The organism is Leclercia sp. G3L (genome assembly GCF_021117075.1).
Lineage (GTDB): Bacteria > Pseudomonadota > Gammaproteobacteria > Enterobacterales > Enterobacteriaceae > Enterobacter > Enterobacter adecarboxylatus_C.
Genome location: NZ_CP088265.1, coordinates 3,478,154 through 3,494,308, shown reverse-complemented (window position 1 = coordinate 3,494,308; position 16,155 = coordinate 3,478,154). Strand labels below are relative to the sequence as shown.

General features: G+C 55.6%; 17 protein-coding genes and 1 pseudogene. 9 read left to right on the top strand and 9 right to left on the bottom strand.

All coding sequences use genetic code 11. The features are described from left to right. Positions 1-7: 7 nt before the first annotated feature. The 4 genes from LRS40_RS18180 to LRS40_RS18165 all read right to left on the bottom strand — a co-directional run bounded on the left by LRS40_RS18180 (position 8) and on the right by LRS40_RS18165 (position 3,957). Complete coding sequence (locus tag LRS40_RS18180) at positions 8-460, bottom strand: energy transducer TonB (RefSeq protein WP_142489596.1); 453 nt, start codon at positions 458-460, stop codon at positions 8-10. 206 nt (positions 461-666) lie between these two features. Further along, positions 667-2,358 carry a methyl-accepting chemotaxis protein gene (locus tag LRS40_RS18175; RefSeq protein ID WP_156263864.1) on the bottom strand — a complete coding sequence of 564 codons (1,692 nt, stop codon included), beginning with the start codon at positions 2,356-2,358 and terminating at the stop codon, positions 667-669. Between the two features lie 175 nt (positions 2,359-2,533). After that, positions 2,534-3,652, bottom strand: coding sequence for an S-(hydroxymethyl)glutathione dehydrogenase/class III alcohol dehydrogenase (locus LRS40_RS18170; RefSeq protein WP_156263865.1), 1,119 nt, complete (start codon positions 3,650-3,652; stop codon positions 2,534-2,536). A 29-nt stretch (positions 3,653-3,681) separates the two neighbouring features. Then, positions 3,682-3,957 carry a metal/formaldehyde-sensitive transcriptional repressor gene (locus tag LRS40_RS18165; RefSeq protein ID WP_032610935.1) on the bottom strand — a complete coding sequence of 92 codons (276 nt, stop codon included), beginning with the start codon at positions 3,955-3,957 and terminating at the stop codon, positions 3,682-3,684. Between the two features lie 230 nt (positions 3,958-4,187). Here LRS40_RS18165 and LRS40_RS18160 point away from each other — a divergent pair, with 230 nt between their 5' ends. Further along, a complete protein-coding gene (locus LRS40_RS18160) occupies positions 4,188-4,511 on the top strand; it encodes a hypothetical protein (RefSeq protein ID WP_142489599.1) in 324 nt (107 codons plus the stop codon). A 68-nt stretch (positions 4,512-4,579) separates the two neighbouring features. On the opposite strand, the gene LRS40_RS18155 is transcribed toward LRS40_RS18160, so the two are convergent. Continuing rightward, positions 4,580-5,953 carry an FAD-binding oxidoreductase gene (locus tag LRS40_RS18155; RefSeq protein ID WP_231312269.1) on the bottom strand — a complete coding sequence of 458 codons (1,374 nt, stop codon included), beginning with the start codon at positions 5,951-5,953 and terminating at the stop codon, positions 4,580-4,582. A gap of 174 nt (positions 5,954-6,127) precedes the next feature. Here LRS40_RS18155 and LRS40_RS18150 point away from each other — a divergent pair, with 174 nt between their 5' ends. From LRS40_RS18150 to LRS40_RS18135, 4 genes are all read left to right on the top strand, one after another. Further along, positions 6,128-6,325: a hypothetical protein gene (locus LRS40_RS18150; protein ID WP_142489601.1), complete on the top strand. Its 198-nt coding sequence runs from the start codon at positions 6,128-6,130 to the stop codon at positions 6,323-6,325. 1 nt (position 6,326) lies between these two features. After that, entirely contained in the window at positions 6,327-7,097 is a 771-nt protein-coding gene (locus LRS40_RS18145) for a hypothetical protein (protein ID WP_142489602.1), read from the top strand. Positions 7,098-7,259: 162 nt separating this feature from the next. Then, complete coding sequence (locus tag LRS40_RS18140; protein WP_231312268.1) at positions 7,260-8,243, top strand: DUF1852 domain-containing protein; 984 nt, start codon at positions 7,260-7,262, stop codon at positions 8,241-8,243. A gap of 27 nt (positions 8,244-8,270) precedes the next feature. Beyond that, complete coding sequence (locus LRS40_RS18135; protein WP_142489604.1) at positions 8,271-9,302, top strand: methionine synthase; 1,032 nt, start codon at positions 8,271-8,273, stop codon at positions 9,300-9,302. A gap of 76 nt (positions 9,303-9,378) precedes the next feature. Here the strand turns inward: LRS40_RS18135 and LRS40_RS18130 are convergent. Continuing rightward, positions 9,379-9,747, bottom strand: a pseudogene (locus LRS40_RS18130) (glutathione peroxidase); the annotation flags it as partial. A gap of 56 nt (positions 9,748-9,803) precedes the next feature. Here LRS40_RS18130 and LRS40_RS18125 point away from each other — a divergent pair. Further along, positions 9,804-10,501 (top strand): IS1 family transposase gene (locus LRS40_RS18125; RefSeq protein ID WP_223216367.1). Its coding sequence is split into 2 segments (ribosomal slippage): positions 9,804-10,053 and positions 10,053-10,501, totalling 699 coding nucleotides; the frame shifts between segments, so codons are not numbered across the junction. Between the two features lie 10 nt (positions 10,502-10,511). On the opposite strand, the gene LRS40_RS18120 is transcribed toward LRS40_RS18125, so the two are convergent. Next, entirely contained in the window at positions 10,512-10,637 is a 126-nt protein-coding gene (locus tag LRS40_RS18120) for a glutathione peroxidase (protein ID WP_370649921.1), read from the bottom strand. 344 nt (positions 10,638-10,981) lie between these two features. On the opposite strand from LRS40_RS18120, the gene catA reads away from it, so the two are divergent. Continuing rightward, the gene (catA, locus tag LRS40_RS18115; protein WP_231312267.1) at positions 10,982-11,659 is read left to right on the top strand and encodes a type A chloramphenicol O-acetyltransferase; all 678 of its coding nucleotides are present in this window, start codon (positions 10,982-10,984) and stop codon (positions 11,657-11,659) included. 126 nt (positions 11,660-11,785) lie between these two features. Here the strand turns inward: catA and LRS40_RS18110 are convergent, their stop codons facing one another. Continuing rightward, complete coding sequence (locus LRS40_RS18110) at positions 11,786-12,835, bottom strand: NAD(P)-dependent alcohol dehydrogenase (protein ID WP_231312266.1); 1,050 nt, start codon at positions 12,833-12,835, stop codon at positions 11,786-11,788. Positions 12,836-12,947: 112 nt separating this feature from the next. Here LRS40_RS18110 and LRS40_RS18105 point away from each other — a divergent pair, with 112 nt between their 5' ends. Then, on the top strand, positions 12,948-13,334 hold the full coding sequence (locus LRS40_RS18105; RefSeq protein WP_231312265.1) for a helix-turn-helix domain-containing protein: 387 nt from the start codon (positions 12,948-12,950) through the stop codon (positions 13,332-13,334). Positions 13,335-13,480: 146 nt separating this feature from the next. Next, entirely contained in the window at positions 13,481-15,286 is a 1,806-nt protein-coding gene (locus tag LRS40_RS18100) for a glycoside hydrolase family 15 protein (protein WP_370649920.1), read from the top strand. 5 nt (positions 15,287-15,291) lie between these two features. Here the strand turns inward: LRS40_RS18100 and LRS40_RS18095 are convergent, their stop codons facing one another. Next, positions 15,292-16,095, bottom strand: coding sequence for a DMT family transporter (locus LRS40_RS18095; RefSeq protein WP_231312263.1), 804 nt, complete (start codon positions 16,093-16,095; stop codon positions 15,292-15,294). Positions 16,096-16,155 lie beyond the last annotated feature (60 nt).

The following is a 16,155-nucleotide window of genomic DNA, read 5'->3' as shown; positions in this document are numbered from 1 at the left end:
TTTATCTTTATGGCGTGCCTGACAAGGAATTCTGCATCCAGGTCGCCGTTTTGCCGCCCTGGTAGTTCACGACCCAACTCTGTCTGACGCCGGCTGGCCAACAGCTGCGCATCACCGCCCGCTTCGTCTCGTCGAAGAAGGGTTTATCTCCCGCCGCCTCGTAGTCCGCCGCCCGCCCGTTCAGCTTGACGTTAAACGACGCTGTCACCCTGCCGGAGTAGTTCTGCGCCGCGGCCTGCTCTGGATAGCGGGGCTGCACGCGGTAGACATCACCCTCGCAGTCCGCCAGCCCGTTGTCCGCGGTCGAGGTGCTGCCGCCCACCGGAAAAGAGAGTCCAACCCCTACGCCGCCGCTGCCACCGCCCCCGCCTATTCCCACGCCGCCAATCCCCACGCTGCCGCCGGAAGCACACCCGGCCAGCAGCCATGCGGCGCAAACCACCTGCGTAAATCGTTTCATCGTCTTGTTCCTCTTCAGCCCTTACAACCATCATAGCGGGGAATAAAAAAAGGGTTCATGTCGAAACATGAACCCTTTTTTCCCGGCGGCAAGGGTGCCCCTCTATTGCCGGGTGGCGCTGCGCTTACCCGGCCTACGAAAACCCACATGGTGCCAGGTTTCGTAGGCCCGGTAAGGCGTAGCCGCCACCGGGTAGGGTTAGCAAATCAGAAGGTTTCCCAGTTATCACCATCGGCTACCGCCGGGCGCAGCGGCGCGGCAGGCGTAATCGGTGCCGCTTTACTGCTGCTGCGGGCCTGGGTCATACCGTGCAGACGGAAGGTACCAACCGCTTCGGTCAGGCGGGCAGCCTGATCTTCCAGCGAGGCCGCCGCCGCAGAGGCTTCTTCCACCAGCGAGGCGTTCTGCTGGGTGACTTTATCCATCTCCGAGATCGCCTGGCTGACCTGCACAATGCCACGGCTCTGCTCGTCGGAGGCGGCTGCGATCTCCAGCATGATATCGGTGACGCGTTTAACCGCTTCCACGATCTCGTTCATGGTATTACCGGCGGCCACCACTTCACCGGAACCCTGGTCAATGAGGGACACAGATTCGTTGATCAGCCCTTCAATCTCTTTCGCGGCGTTGGCGCTGCGGCTGGCCAGGGTACGGACTTCGCTGGCGACCACGGCAAATCCACGCCCCTGCTCACCGGCACGGGCAGCTTCCACCGCGGCGTTCAGCGCCAGGATGTTAGTCTGGAAGGCGATGCTGTTGATCACCGCGGTAATTTCAGAGATTTTCTTCGAGCTGCTGGAGATATTGCCCATGGTTTTCACCACGCCGGAGACCATCTGGCCGCCACGGCTGGCTTTACCGGAGGCATCTTCCGCCAGTTTGCTGGCGTGATGCGCGTTATCGGCGTTCTGCTTCACGGTGGCGGTCAGCTGTTCCATGCTGGCAGCTGTCTGCTCAATGGCGGCGGCCTGCTGCTCGGTACGTGATGAGAGATCGGTGTTGCCGGCGGAGATTTCGCTGGTTCCGCGATAGATCTCTTCCGCACCCTGACGCACGGTGCCTACGGTGCCCACCAGCGAACGCTGCATGGTTTGCAGGTCGTGGGTCAGGCGGCCAATTTCACTGCGCCCGGTCAGATCCTCAGCCAGGGTCAGGTCGCCTTTGGCGATATGAGCAATACGGTTCGCCGCGCGCTGCAGCGGGTTAATCACCGTGCGACGCAGCACGATAAAGGTGATCACCGTCAGCACCAGCGCCAGACCAAAGGCGCCGATCATAAACATCAGCCCCAGCTGGGTGCGGGTATGCGCCTGTTCGGTCAGCATATTGGCGCGGTCGGTGCGGATCTTGATCGCCTTCAGCAACACCTCGTTATAGGCGTCATCCAGCGGGCGCGCCGATTCATTTTCATGGTTGATGATGGCTTCGAACATGCCGTTTTTGGCATATTTCAGCATCGGCTGCATGCCGTCGATATAGGCCTGATAGTTCGATTTCAGCTCGCCATCCAGCGCTTCATCCGCCGGAGTACGCACGCCGCGGTTCATGTAAATGGCAAAGCTGTCCTGAGACTGTTTGATACGCTGTTCGGCTTCCGCGATGTTCTTTTTCATCGCGTCCATTTCCGCGATACGGCTGGCGGCACCCGCGTGGATCATGTTGATACGCGCCGTACGCAGGTGGTTAGAACTGTTTGATAACCCGGTACGCACCTGAATTTCAGCGGTGACATCCTGCTGATCTTTGTCTGCCTGCAGTAAAAAATAGCCTGCCAGCCCGGCGCTCAGGGCAAACAGCAAAATAATACCACCCAAAATCGAGGAGATAAGCGGAAGCAGCCTGATGTGATGCAGGAAGCCCAGCTTATGTTGCGCCCGAACTGTTGTTGTTTTGTCCATAGCCGTTGACTCTCTCATAGGTAAGATGCGTGGGAACACGCCTGTAAAATAGTCATCGGCACTACACTGAATTTGATTACGCCTAAAATCGCAACACTGGTCACACTTTCGCAATGATTTTTAAAGAAATGTCGTCCCGCTGCCCGTAAAGGCGCAGCGGGAGAGAGAGGGTCTGTTAGTTATCGCCGAAATGGATAACGGTGCGGATGGATTTGCCTTCGTGCATCAGATCGAAGGCTTCGTTGATCTGCTCCAGCGGCAGGCGATGGGTAATGAACGGATCGAGCTGAATTTTGCCCGCCATCGCGTCTTCGACCATGCCCGGCAGCTGGGTGCGGCCTTTGACGCCGCCAAAGGCGGAACCACGCCAGACGCGACCGGTCACCAGCTGGAACGGACGGGTTTTGATCTCCTGCCCGGCCCCGGCTACGCCGATGATTACGCTTTCGCCCCAGCCCTTGTGGCAGCACTCGAGCGCCGCGCGCATCACGTTGACATTCCCGATACATTCAAAGCTGAAGTCGACCCCGCCGTCGGTGAGTTCAACGATCACGTCCTGCACCGGCTTGTCGTAGTCGTTCGGGTTGATGAAATCGGTCGCGCCCATTTCCCCGGCCAGCTTGAATTTCTCCGGGTTAGTGTCCACCGCCAGAATACGTCCGGCCTTCGCCTGCACCGCACCCTGGATAACCGCCAGACCGATCCCGCCCAGACCGAAGACCGCTACGGTATCGCCCTCTTTCACTTTCGCGGTGTTGTGTACTGCGCCAATGCCGGTGGTGACGCCGCAGCCCAGCAGACAGACTTTATCCAGCGGCGCCTGCGGGTTCACTTTCGCCAGCGAGATTTCGGCGCAGACGGTGTATTCGCTGAAGGTGCTGGTGCCCATGTAGTGATAGATCGGCTCACCGTTGTAAGAGAAACGGGTGGTGCCGTCCGGCATCAGGCCTTTGCCCTGGGTGGCGCGAACCGCCTGGCAGAGGTTGGTCTTGCCGGATTTACAGAACTTACACTCGCGACACTCTGCGGTGTATAGCGGGATGACGTGATCGCCCGGCTGCAGGCTGGTGACGCCCTCACCGACTTCCACCACCACGCCGCCGCCTTCATGGCCGAGCACCGCCGGGAAAACGCCTTCCGGATCGTCACCGGAGAGGGTGAACGCATCGGTGTGGCACACGCCGGTATGGGTGATTTTGACCAGCACTTCACCTTTCTTTGGCGGTGCTACATCAATCTCAACAATTTTCAGCGGCTGGCCTGGGCCAAATGCAACAGCAGCACGTGATTTCATCTTGCTTTCCTTTTAGTGATGTCAGGTGTTTATTTTAGATAAGAGCGCAGCAAATGACCGACTTCTGCCATTCTGACGGCCCGCTGATCGGCGGTGGTTTCGCCCGTCACCAGCTCATCTTTGAGGTGAATTTCAACCATCTCGCCCATCAACCCGTTCGCCGCCCCGCGCACCGCGGCGATCTGCTGCAGGATGGCGAGACAGGGTTCGCCGGACTCGAGCGCCCGCTCCAGGGCATCGACCTGCCCGCGAATGCGGCGCACGCGCGTCAGGACACGTTTTTTATCTTCAGGTGAATGTGGCATGGAAGGGGCTCCTGGATACTGTAGGGGGGTATGGTATGCGATCTGCTACAGCGATGTAAACCGTGATATCTGCGCAGCCCGGTAAAGGTAGCGTCCCACTGGCTTACCCAACTTTGCGCTTTCTTACTTTATCGCTCGAATAAATATCAAAGCGGCATGTCATCATGTTGGCAAATACCACCACAACGACGTTGCGACACGTCCGGATAATGAAAAAGGCCTGCACCACTATGATCAAACTTACCCCGGCACTCCTTCTTGCGGGAAGCGTTCTCCTCGCGGGCTGTGATATGGAGCTCTCGCAGGAAGCGAAATCCAAAGTTGAAGAGACGACCCAGGAGGCCAATGCCTCGGTAGAGGCGTTAACCAACTCCGTGAACAGCGAAATGGAAAAAGCTAAACAGAGTGCTCTCGCCTCTGGGCTGTCGGAAGAGACGAACAAGCAAATCGACAGCGTTAAGCAGAAAGCCGAGGAGATCGGCAATATGAAAGTCTCCGAACTGCTCAGTTTTGGTGGCGATAACGACGCGGAAAATGAATCTGAGGAGAACTGATCCCGGTTAATGCTAAACGCCAGTCCGACTAGCTGCGGACTGGCTTACCTGATGCGTCCTGACCGACCTCATACCGGCTTAATATTCTGATTCATCCGGAACAGGTTTGTCGGGTCGTACTTGCTCTTCAGCTCCACCAGCCGGTTCCAGGTCGCCCCGTATGCAAAGGCGATGCGGTCGGTCTCCTCCTGGGTGAGGAAGTTGATGTAGGCCCCGCTGCTGGCAAACGGCTGCGAGCTGGCGAAGAACTCCCGCGCCCAGGCGATGCAGCGCTCATCCTCGGCGGCGGTTTCCCAGCGCCCGTGTACGTTCATCACGTAGTTCGCGTCACGGCTGGAGTAGGCCATGGCTTCGGGCGCGACGCGGGTCGTCTGACCGCCAATGGTTCCGATGAATATTTCACAGTGCGGGGACGGTAGCCTGGCCGCGTATTCGATGATGGCATCGATCACGCCGTCGCTGATTTGCGCGAAGTTGTGCGACTTCCAGTAGTTGCGCGCCCCTTTCGCCAGCAGCGGATCGAAGGCCTGCTGCCAGGCGGTATAGGGCTGCACGCCGACGTGCTCGCCCAGCACCGTGCCGAACTCGCGCAGCGGCGCGATAATCCTCTCACCCTCTTCCGGATCGCCCACATAGCACAGGGCCAGCGCGATCATCTCCCTGCCGTGAACCTCTGCGGGCAGGAACGGCAGCGGCGGCGCCTTGCGCGTCACCATCCAGACGTTGAGCTCCTCCGGCATGGTCTCGGTGAAGCGGGCAAACTGCGAGATCACCGATTTGGCCTGCTCAAACGGGAAGACGATCAGCCCGCTCAGCACCTCCGGCCCGACGGGATGGAGCTGAAAATCAAAGCGCGTCACCACCCCGAAGTTGCCGCCGCCCCCGCGCAGCCCCCAAAAGAGATCCGCATTTTCCGATTCGCTGGCGTTCAGCTGCCGGCCGTCTGCCGTAATGACTTCGGCAGAGAGCAGGTTATCGATGGTCATCCCGTATTTGCGACTCAGCCAGCCGAAACCGCCCCCAAGCGTCAGGCCGGCCACCCCGGTGGTCGAATTGATGCCCAGCGGCGTGGCGAGACCATGAGCCTGCACCACCCGATCAAAGTCGGCAAGGGTGCAGCCGGGTCCGACGCTGGCGGTACGGGTGGTCACGTCTACCTGCACGTCCTTCATCAGCGAGAGGTCGATCATCAGGCCGTCGTCGCAGACGGCGTTGCCGGCGATGTTATGCCCGCCCCCGCGGATCGAAATGAGCAGATTGTGCGTGCGGCCAAACTGGATGGCCTGCATCACATCTTCCGTTGACGTACAGCGTGCGATTAACGCGGGTTTGCGGTCGATCATGGCGTTCCAGATCTGGCGCACCTCGTCGTAGCCGGCATCGTCCGGAAGAAGCACTTCCCCCTGGAAGTGCGTTTTAAACTCGTCAATATTGTCCTTCATGATTGTCACCTGGCGTTGTTTAACCTTACTAATTATGGTGGTTTTTATGCACCCTGGCAGGTTAATTCACCCTCCCCTGTGTGGCCCTAAGCTAAACATTTTCAGCATAACCTTAAGGCAGCGCCTGCGCGGATCGACCAGACTTAACCTTTTTGTTTATAAGGATGCCACGCGATGAGACGTCTGGTTATGTCGATCTTCTCCAGCCCGGAGTCGTTACTGCAGGTGATGAGTCAGCAGGAAATTATTGAAGCCGTCGAGGACGGGGACCGCATTATTATCGATCAGGACGGTAACGCCTCGGTCAATTACAAAAGCAAAGAGGTGCGACAGGACTTTCTGCGCCATGTTAACGCGCTGAAGAGGGCCTGATATGGGAACGGCGATATTTATGGTGCTGATGGTGAGCGGATACTGGTACACCAGTCGCGACCTCTCCACCCGGTTTAAAATTAAGCGCTCCTTCGGCTGGGACGTCTATTTTCTGGTCGCGCTGTACGGCTGTATCTTTGTACTGCAGGGCGTGATCGCCACCGGCCTGCTCTGGTTGCTGCTGCTCGGGCTCTCGTATGCTGCCAATACGTTCCACTTAACCGCCCAGGACAACGCTAACTGGCAAGTGGATTTTATGAACTGGAGCTTTCTGGGCATCCAGGCGCCGGTGGTGGTGATGCTGGCCTTTGCCATCCTGTTTTGTCTCTATCGCTCTAACTGGGCAGGCAGCGCCAGGCTGGACGGCGAAGGCCGGAAACAGCTTTATAAGCGCCTGTCGCAATCCAGCGGTATCGAACAGCTGCTTTACCAGTGTATGGAGGAAGGCGAACTGGCGCTGGTGACCCTGAAGTCGCGGCGAATTTATGTCGGCATGATCCATACCGCGACCCTTGAATATGAAAAGACCGCCAATATCGTGCTGATCCCGATGCTCAGCGGCTATCGTGACGGTACGACGCTGAATCTGTGCATTGAGCATAACTACAGCAAGTGGTATGCCGAACATGATATTACCCTCGATTCACAGCCCAGAAGCGCAATGGCCTTCCGCAAGGTGATTATGCTGGATCAAATTGAAAGTCTTTCACTCTTCGATCCCGCCAGCGCCAGCGCGCTGGATCTGGAGCAGCGTTCGGAGAAAAGTGACTGATCGGTTCGCCGATCATGAAGATGGCTCATGTTGTAGTGAAATTTAGTCGCTTTCACTCGTTCCGGGGCTCTGGCATAAAAGATGCATTAACGTATCAGCAACATAAAGATTGAAATGAGATAGCTTCAGTCCTTATGCCAGAGCTCAGGAAGTGAGATAACGATGAATAAAGACTTCACCTTTACGATTAAGCGCAGTCGTTTCGATGAGAATTATAACCCCTCAGAAAACACGCGTATTACCACCAACTTTGCCAATCTGGCCCGCGGCGACAACCGTCAGCAGAACCTGCGTAATACGTTAGTGATGATCGACAACCGATTCAACGCCTTAGCGCACTGGGATAACCCTAAAGGCGATCGTTATACTGTCGAGCTGGACATTATCTCTGTCGAGATGAATATTGATGCGGAAGATAATCGCTTTACCTTCCCGGCCATTGAAATATTAAAAACCAACATCATTGATAAACTCACCAACGAGCGTATTGAGGGTATTGTCGGGAATAACTTCTCTTCCTATGTCCGGGATTATGATTTCAGCGTGTTACTGCCGGATCATAATAAGCATCAGACAGCGTTCAGCATTCCGGCGGATTTTGGCGCGTTACACGGCAATATCTTCAAACATTTTGTTAATTCGACCGAGTACCAGCAGAACTTTAACAAGCCGCCGGTGATCTGCCTCAGCGTATCCAATAAAAACGTCTATCAGCGCATCGGGAATGAACATCCGGTCTTAGGCTTCGAATACCAGCAGCAGGGTTCGTCGTTGACGGAAGCGTACTTCAAAAAAATGGGCCTGCAGGTTCGCTATTTTATGCCGCCAAACAGCGCCGCGCCGCTGGCGTTTTATTTCATCGGCGATTTACTGAGCGACTACAGCTTTATTGAGCTGATCGGCACCATCAGTACGATGGAGACGTTCCAGAAAATCTACCGTCCTGAGATTTACAACGCTAACTCGGTCGCCGGGCAACACTATCAACCCAGCCTGACGAACCAGGATCACTCCTTGACCAAAATTGTTTACGATCGCGAAGAGCGTAGCCAGTTAGCGATTGAGCAGGGAAAGTTTACTGAGAAACACTTCATCAAACCGTACAAGAATATTCTTGAGCAATGGTCTGCTCAGTACGCGCGTTGATTAATTAAAACAATAAGGTCACCTGTTATGAAAACATTGCTCCCCACGTCTACTGCCGGCAGCTTGCCGAAACCGTCCTGGCTTGCCCAACCGGAGACCCTGTGGTCTCCCTGGAAGCTGGAGAATGAGGAATTACTCGCCGGTAAGCAGGATGCGCTGCGTTTATCCCTCGACGATCAGCTGCGGGCCGGCATTGATATCGTCAGCGACGGTGAGCAAACGCGTCAGCACTTCGTCACCACCTTTATTGAGCACCTCAGCGGCGTCGATTTTGCGAAGCGCGAAGTGGTTAAAATCCGTAATCGCTATGATGCCAGCGTGCCGACCGTCGTGGGTGCCGTGGCTCGCCAGAAGCCGGTGTTTGTTGAAGATGCCAAATATTTACGTCAGCTCACCACGCAGCCGATCAAATGGGCGTTGCCTGGCCCGATGACGATGATCGACACTCTTTATGACAACCACTACAAAAGCCGCGAAAAGCTGGCCTGGGAGTTCGCCAAAATTCTCAACCAGGAAGCCAGAGAGCTAGAGGCGGCAGGGGTGGATATTATCCAGTTTGATGAACCCGCCTTTAATGTGTTCTTCGATGAGGTGAATGACTGGGGGATCGCCGCGTTAGAAAGAGCCATTGAAGGGCTGAAATGCGAAACGGCGGTACACATCTGTTATGGCTATGGCATCAAAGCCAATACCGACTGGAAAAAGACGCTGGGCTCAGAGTGGCGGCAGTATGAAGAGGCGTTCCCTAAACTGCAAACCTCCAACATCGATATCATCTCGCTGGAGTGCCATAACTCGCGCGTGCCGATGGATCTGCTGGAGCTGATCCGCGGTAAAAAAGTGATGGTTGGCGCCATCGATGTAGCCACCAATACCATCGAGACGCCAGAAGAAGTAGCCAGTACCTTACGCAAAGCGCTGCAGTTCGTTGATGCTGACAAGCTCTACCCTTCAACCAACTGTGGGATGGCGCCGTTATCCCGCCAGGTTGCCAACGGCAAGCTCAACGCGTTAAGCGCGGGGGCGGAGATTATCCGCAGAGAACTGGCGACAAAATAAGGTCCGCCACAGGGCAACCGTTGCAATATCCGGGCCGGGCAAGCGAAGCGCTCCCGGCCTTCCCTTTCTGGCCCACTTAGATTTCAAGTGCAGCAAGGATAGCGGCTTCCATCTTCTCCGGGGTGGAGATCGGTGCAAAACGCTTCAGCGGTTTGCCGTCGCGCCCCACCAGGAACTTTGTGAAGTTCCACTTGATCCGCCCCCCCAGCACGCCGGGCAACGCCTCTTTCAGATAGCGAAATACCGGGTGCGTAGCCGCGCCGTTGACCTCTACTTTCTCGAACATCGGGAAGCTCACACCGTAGTTGATATGGCAGGTCTGCGAAATATCGTCGGCACCGCCGGGCTCCTGTTTACCGAACTGGTTACAGGGGAAACCCAGCACCACCAGCCCCCGATCGGCATACTTTTTATAGAGCTTTTCAAGGCCGGCGTATTGGGGTGTGGGTAATGGTGCCAACTTACTGATTTAGTGTACGATGGTGTTTTTGAGGTGCTCCCGTGGCTTCCATCTCCATCAGTTGTCCCTCCTGCTCAGCTACTGAAGGCGTGGTGCGTAACGGTAAAAGTACTGCCGGACATCAGCGCTATCTCTGCTCTCACTGCCGTAAAACATGGCAGCTACAGTTCACTTACACCGCCTCTCAGCCCGGTACACACCAGAAAATCATTGATATGGCCATGAATGGTGTTGGATGCCGGGCAACCGCCCGCATTATGGGCGTTGGCCTCAACACGATTTTACGTCACTTAAAAAACTCAGGCCGCAGTCGGTAACCTCGCGCATACAGCCGGGCAGTGATGTGATTGTCTGCGCTGAAATGGACGAACAGTGGGGCTACGTCGGTGCTAAATCACGTCAGCGCTGGCTGTTTTACGCGTATGACAGGATACGGAGGACGGTTGTGGCGCACGTCTTCGGTGAACGCACTCTGGCCACACTGGAGCGTCTTCTGAGCCTGCTGTCGGCCTTTGAGGTCGTGGTATGGATGACGGATGGCTGGCCGCTGTATGAATCCCGCCTGAAGGGAAAGCTGCACGTAATCAGCAAGCGTTACACTCAGCGAATTGAGCGGCATAACCTGAATCTGAGACAACATCTGGCAAGGCTGGGACGGAAGTCACTGTCGTTCTCAAAATCGGTGGAGCTGCATGACAAGGTCATCGGGCATTATCTGAACATAAAACACTATCAGTAAGTTGGAGTCATTACCGGGGTGTGAAGCCACAATGGCTGGCAGTGTTCACCACCAGAACCAGCTTACCTGCATAGTCGGCCATAGAGACGAGCTGGCCGCGCAGGCTGGTGGCAGAAAGTTGATGAAAGGTCGTCATGTCGGAAACCTCAAAGCATTACCTTTTTCAGGACTTCTGAATTATAGGATCTGGACTTTAACACGTCTGCTTCTGGCGCGAAGCGAACAAAAAGCAAGGTTATCAGGTCCATCATGAGGGAGGAGCGGATATTCCAGAGCATTTTCTCGACAGGAAAACACCCGAAGATTGCACAATCTACTTTTATTATCTGACATATTAAACATTTAACATTTTCTTTCCTCCTGTATAAGGATAGGCTACTCTCACAAATGCGTTCGCGACCAAAACGGTTCGGGACCTGTACCCTTGCTTAATTTATGACAAACTTAGTCTGATATATGATTGCTTAATAAGGATGAAAAATGAAAAAAACAATCCCGGAATATACCACTGTTGATTTATCCCGTTGGGCAAGGAAGGAGCATTTTGAGGTATTTCAGTCGTTTGCTCAAAGTACAATTAACCAAACTGTTAATTTAGATATTACCGTGCTGCTAAAACATATTAAAGAGGTGGGCTGGAAATTTTACCCCACTATGATTTCCCTTCTTTCTAAAATTGCAAACAGCCATCCGGAATTTCGTATGGCCATGAAGAACAATGAGCTTGTCATTTGGAATGAAGTTCATCCAAGCTATACCATTTTCCATAATGAAACGGAGACGTTCTCATCATTATGGAGCCCGTACGATGGCAATATTCAAAACTTCCAGACGGTTTATTCCGAAGACGTTGCACGCTATGGTAATAATCTTTCTTATTGGCCTAAGGGCGAATCTCCGGAAAATATATTTTTCGTCTCGTCTATTCCATGGGGAAGTTTTACCAGTTTTAATATTAACGTGGCTAACATGCAGAATTTTTTTGCCCCTATGTTCACGTTTGGAAAATATTTCAACCAGGATGGGAAAGTACTGTTGCCTGTCGCCGCTCAGGTCCATCACTCCGTGTGCGATGGTTTCCATGTGGCAAGACTCTTCAATGAATTGCAGGTGTTGTGTAATGACTTACCGCACCTTTCAGAGGGACGCAATGCCTGATGCGCCAGTCGTCTTGATATCTCCTTTTACAGGGAGTGGGCAGCATCGATAGCCGTCATGTCTGCTCTACTGATTTACGCTCAGGCGCAAAGCGGCCTGCAATGGCCGCCCGAGACTGCCGCTCCACTACCAGGTCGTAGCCTGCATATCAATGACAAAGCGGTACTTAACGTCTCCCTTAAGCATACGGGCAAAGGCAGCCTCGATATCCTCGCCACCGATCGTTTCAATATCAGCGGTAATATTGTGTTCGCCGCAGAAGTTCAACATCTCCTGCATTTCCTGAATGCTGCCAATCGACGAACCGCTGATGCTTAAACGCCGGAACACCATGGGCGTAATATTCGGCGAGTTGTGCGGCTGGTCCGGAATGCCTACCAACACCAGGCGGCCATTGGTTTTCAGCATTGCCAGATAGGGATCCAGATCGTGCGGTGCCGCTACGCAGTCAATGATAAAATCCAGCGAGGTCTGGCAGGCAGCCATTTGCGCGGCATCGCGCGATACCACCACCTGTTTTGCCCCCAGACGAAGAGCATCTTTACCCTTCTCCGGGGAGGTCGTAAACAGCGTCACTTCCGCCCCCATCGCACTGGCAAGCTTCACTGCCATATGGCCTAATCCCCCCAGCCCCACAACACCCACACGGTCGCCTGCTTTGACATTGAAATGGCGCAGCGGCGACCAGACAGTGACGCCCGCACACAACAGCGGTGCAACCCCGGCAAGCGGCAGGTTTTTCGGTACCGAAACCACAAAATGCTGATCGACAATCACGCTCTGCGCATAGCCGCCGCGGGTTCTTTCGCCGGTATATTTATCAATACCATTGTAGGTAGCGGTAAACCCCGCCTCACAGTACTGCTCTTCGTGGTGCTTGCAGAAATGGCACTCGCGGCAGGCGTCGACCATCACGCCCACACCGACGATATCACCGGGTTTAAAACGGGTGGACTCGTCCCCAACCTCCACGACTCGCCCGACAATCTCATGCCCTGGCACCAGCGGATACTGGCTCACCGCCCATTCGTTACGCGCCATATGGAGATCGGAGTGGCACACGCCGCAGAAGAGGATCTCGATTTTGACATCCTGCTTTTGTAACGCGCGCAGCGAAATCTGGCCTGATGTTAAGGGTTGTGCCGCGTCATGGGCGACTAATGCGTTGATTTTCATCTTACCTCAGGAATGTGCTGGTTCTGGCTAACTCAAGGGGGCAGACTATAGTCAACAGGGTTCCATATTGATAGTAGTCACCATTTGGTGACCATAAGCAGAGGACAGAACAATGCCAGCCTGGGTTGAGGGTAAACTCTTTTTCTATGCGGACTCGCCGCCGCGCCGCCTGATGGAGCTCTTTTCAGTGAAATGGAGCACAATGGTGCTGCATGCGCTGTATCACTGGCCGGATGAACGCGCACGTACCGGTGAGTTACAGCGTAGCCTGCAGGGGATTTCCAAAAAAATGCTGTTCCAGACGCTCAAAGAGCTGGAGCAGCGAGGGTTGATTGCCCGCCATGTGTATGACGTGGTCCCACCAAAAGTCGATTACCGCCTGACCCCACTCGGCAGAACCTTTGCCGAACCCATTGAGCAAATGTACCAGTGGGGGTTGGAAAATCAGTCCGCACTGGATCAAATGGAAGCCTGTTATCAGGCGGCGTCGTTCAGTTAACGGGCTGAATTCTCAAATGTTCCTCCTGAAAGCGCGATATTCATCACATTATGCCAGGCTTTATATGCACCACCACAAGGTGACGATAACGCGGCCTGCTGCGCCAGACTAAAGGGATGACTCATTTGAAAAATGCTAAATACACAATGCCTTTACGCGAGGAAGGGTTCATTGGTCTGGGAGATTATGCCGCGATCGGCGAGGGCCGCTCCGTTGCGCTCATCGCCCCGGATGGCTCGATTGACTGGTGGAGCGCGCCCAATCTTGATTCCCCGCCCCTTTTCGATCGGCTGCTTGACCCAACCATTGGCGGTTTTTTCAGCCTGACGCCCGCGGTTGACTATACCGTCTCCCGCGCCTATCGCGAGGACAGCAATGTGCTGGAAACCCGCTTTGAGACGGAGGATGGCACGGTGCTGTTAACCGAATCGATTAACAGCACGCTGGCGGGGCGTCTGCCCTGGAGTGAGCTGGCGCGGCGGCTTGAGGGCGTGCGCGGCACCGTGCCTTTCAGGCTCCATTTGCGGTTTGGGACGATGGTCGAAACGCGATCGCCCTGGCGATCGGATACCTTTAAGGGCAGCGTTTACCATATCGGCGACCTGATGGCGATGCTGCACACCAGTGAAAACGTCGTCATTACGCATGCTGATGACGAAGAGATCGAAGCGGAGATCACCCTTAAAAAGGGCAGCCGGGAGGTTGTCGCCCTGCTCGTGACCCAGAGTGAACCGCTGGCCGTGCCGGACATTCAGGCGATTGATAACCGCATTGAAACCAGCCATACCGCCTGGCAGGACTGGGTCCAGGGGCTTAAATATGATGGCCTCTATAAAGATCACGTCATTCGCTCCGCGCTGGCGCTGAAGTTCCTCTGGTATTCGCCAACCGGCGCGCTGGCCGCGGCCGCGACCACCTCCCTGCCGGAAGGGATCGGTGGAAAGAAAAATTACGACTACCGCTTTGCCTGGGTGAGAGATGCCTGCCTGATTATCAAAGCCTTTACCTATCTGGGTACCCTCGAAGAGTGTAAAGCGGCCTTTTCCTGGCTGTCGAAAACCATCATCAGGCACGGCCCGGAAATGCAGGCCTGCTACACCCTCGAAGGCGAGCTGGTCCCGGAAGAGCGGTATGCAGAACTCCAGGGCTACCGGGATTCGCAGCCGGTACGGGTAGGTAATAATGCCCGCAACCAGCGCCAGCTGAGCATGTATGCCGATATGCTTGGGGTGGCAAAACTGTTTGTCGAAGCGGGCCATATTCTGGATACGGGCACCTCGCGCTTCCTCGGACACCTTGCCAATCAGTGTGCCGACCGCTGGCGTATGAAGGACTCGGGGATCTGGGAGCTGCCGGAAGAGCGCCATTACACCCACTCCAAAATGTCCTGCTGGCTGGCGCTGGACTGCGCCGTGGTGCTGGCGCAGCACAGCCATATCGAACCTACCTGGAAGGCGCGCTGGGAACGCGAACGGGACCGGATCCGCGACTGGGTGGAAAAGCACTGCTGGTCTGAAGCCCATCAGTCCTACTGCTTCTACGTTGGCGACGGCGGGCAGCTGGACGCCTCGCTGGCGCTGGTTTCACGCTACGGCGTGAAGGTGAATCCGAAACGCATGAAGCTGACCTATCAGGCTATCCACCAGCAGCTGGGCCATAACAGCGCGATGGTCTATCGCTACAGCGGCGTTGAGCAGGAGGAAAGCACCTTCATCGCCTGCTCATTCTGGCTGGCAGAGGCCTGGGCATCGATGGACGAGCCGGCGGCTGCCGCAGAGAGCATGGATGAAATACTTAAGACGCTGTGCCACCGCGGCAACGTGGAAACCTTCAATGAAATGTTTGATACCCGAACCGGCGAGTGGGTCGGCAACATGCCCCAGGGCCTGAGCCATCTCGCGCTGATCTGCGCGGCGCAGGCTATCAGCGAGCATCAACGGGAGAAGAAATAATATCCTCAGGCGCGGCCCGCCCGGATAACCATCAGGATGCCGAGCAGCACGGCGCACATCGACAGCAACATGCGCAGGCTGAATGTTTCGCCCAGCAGTGCCACGCCACCCAGGGTGGCAAGGCACGGAACACTCAGCTGAACCGTGCTGGCGGTCATGGCTTTCATCCTCGGCAGCAGCGTATACCACAGGGCATAGGCCGCGCCTGAAGCCAGCGCCCCGGACGTCATGGCTAACAACAGTCCGGGCGCGCTGGCAAATCGTTCCACCGACGGCAAAAGAGAGAGAATGAGGGTGAAAGGCACGGCCAGTATAAAATTCCCCGTCGTCGCCGGTATCGCCTCCGGCATGCTTTTCCCTTTCACCGAGTAGTAGGCCCAGGCCAGCCCGGAGCCGATCATCATCAGCGCACTGGTCGGTTCCGGGGCATGCGCGCCGGGGAGCAGGAGCAGCACCGTTCCTGCCACCGCCAGAAACAGCCCCGCCCCCTTCAGTACACCGACCTTTTCTCCCTGCCGCCAGCCATAGATAACCATTGCCGTCTGAACGGTGCCGAACAGCAACAGCGCCCCGGTTCCGGTATCGATCCGGAGATAGGACCAGGACATCGCCAGGACATACAGCGTCAGGGCCAGGCCGCTGCGCCAGTCATAATGTATTTTCGATCCCGGCTTTTTTCTGACGTTCATCAGAATAACCAGGAACAGGGCCCCGCTGACGATCCGCACATCGCTGAAGGTCGCCGGATCGATGTATCCGCCGGTCAGCGCCACCCTGCACAGGACGGAGTTCGCGGCAAACGCCAGCATGGTAAGTATTATTTTTCCTGTCATATCGTCTCTCACAAGTGAAACCTGCCCGAAGCCCTT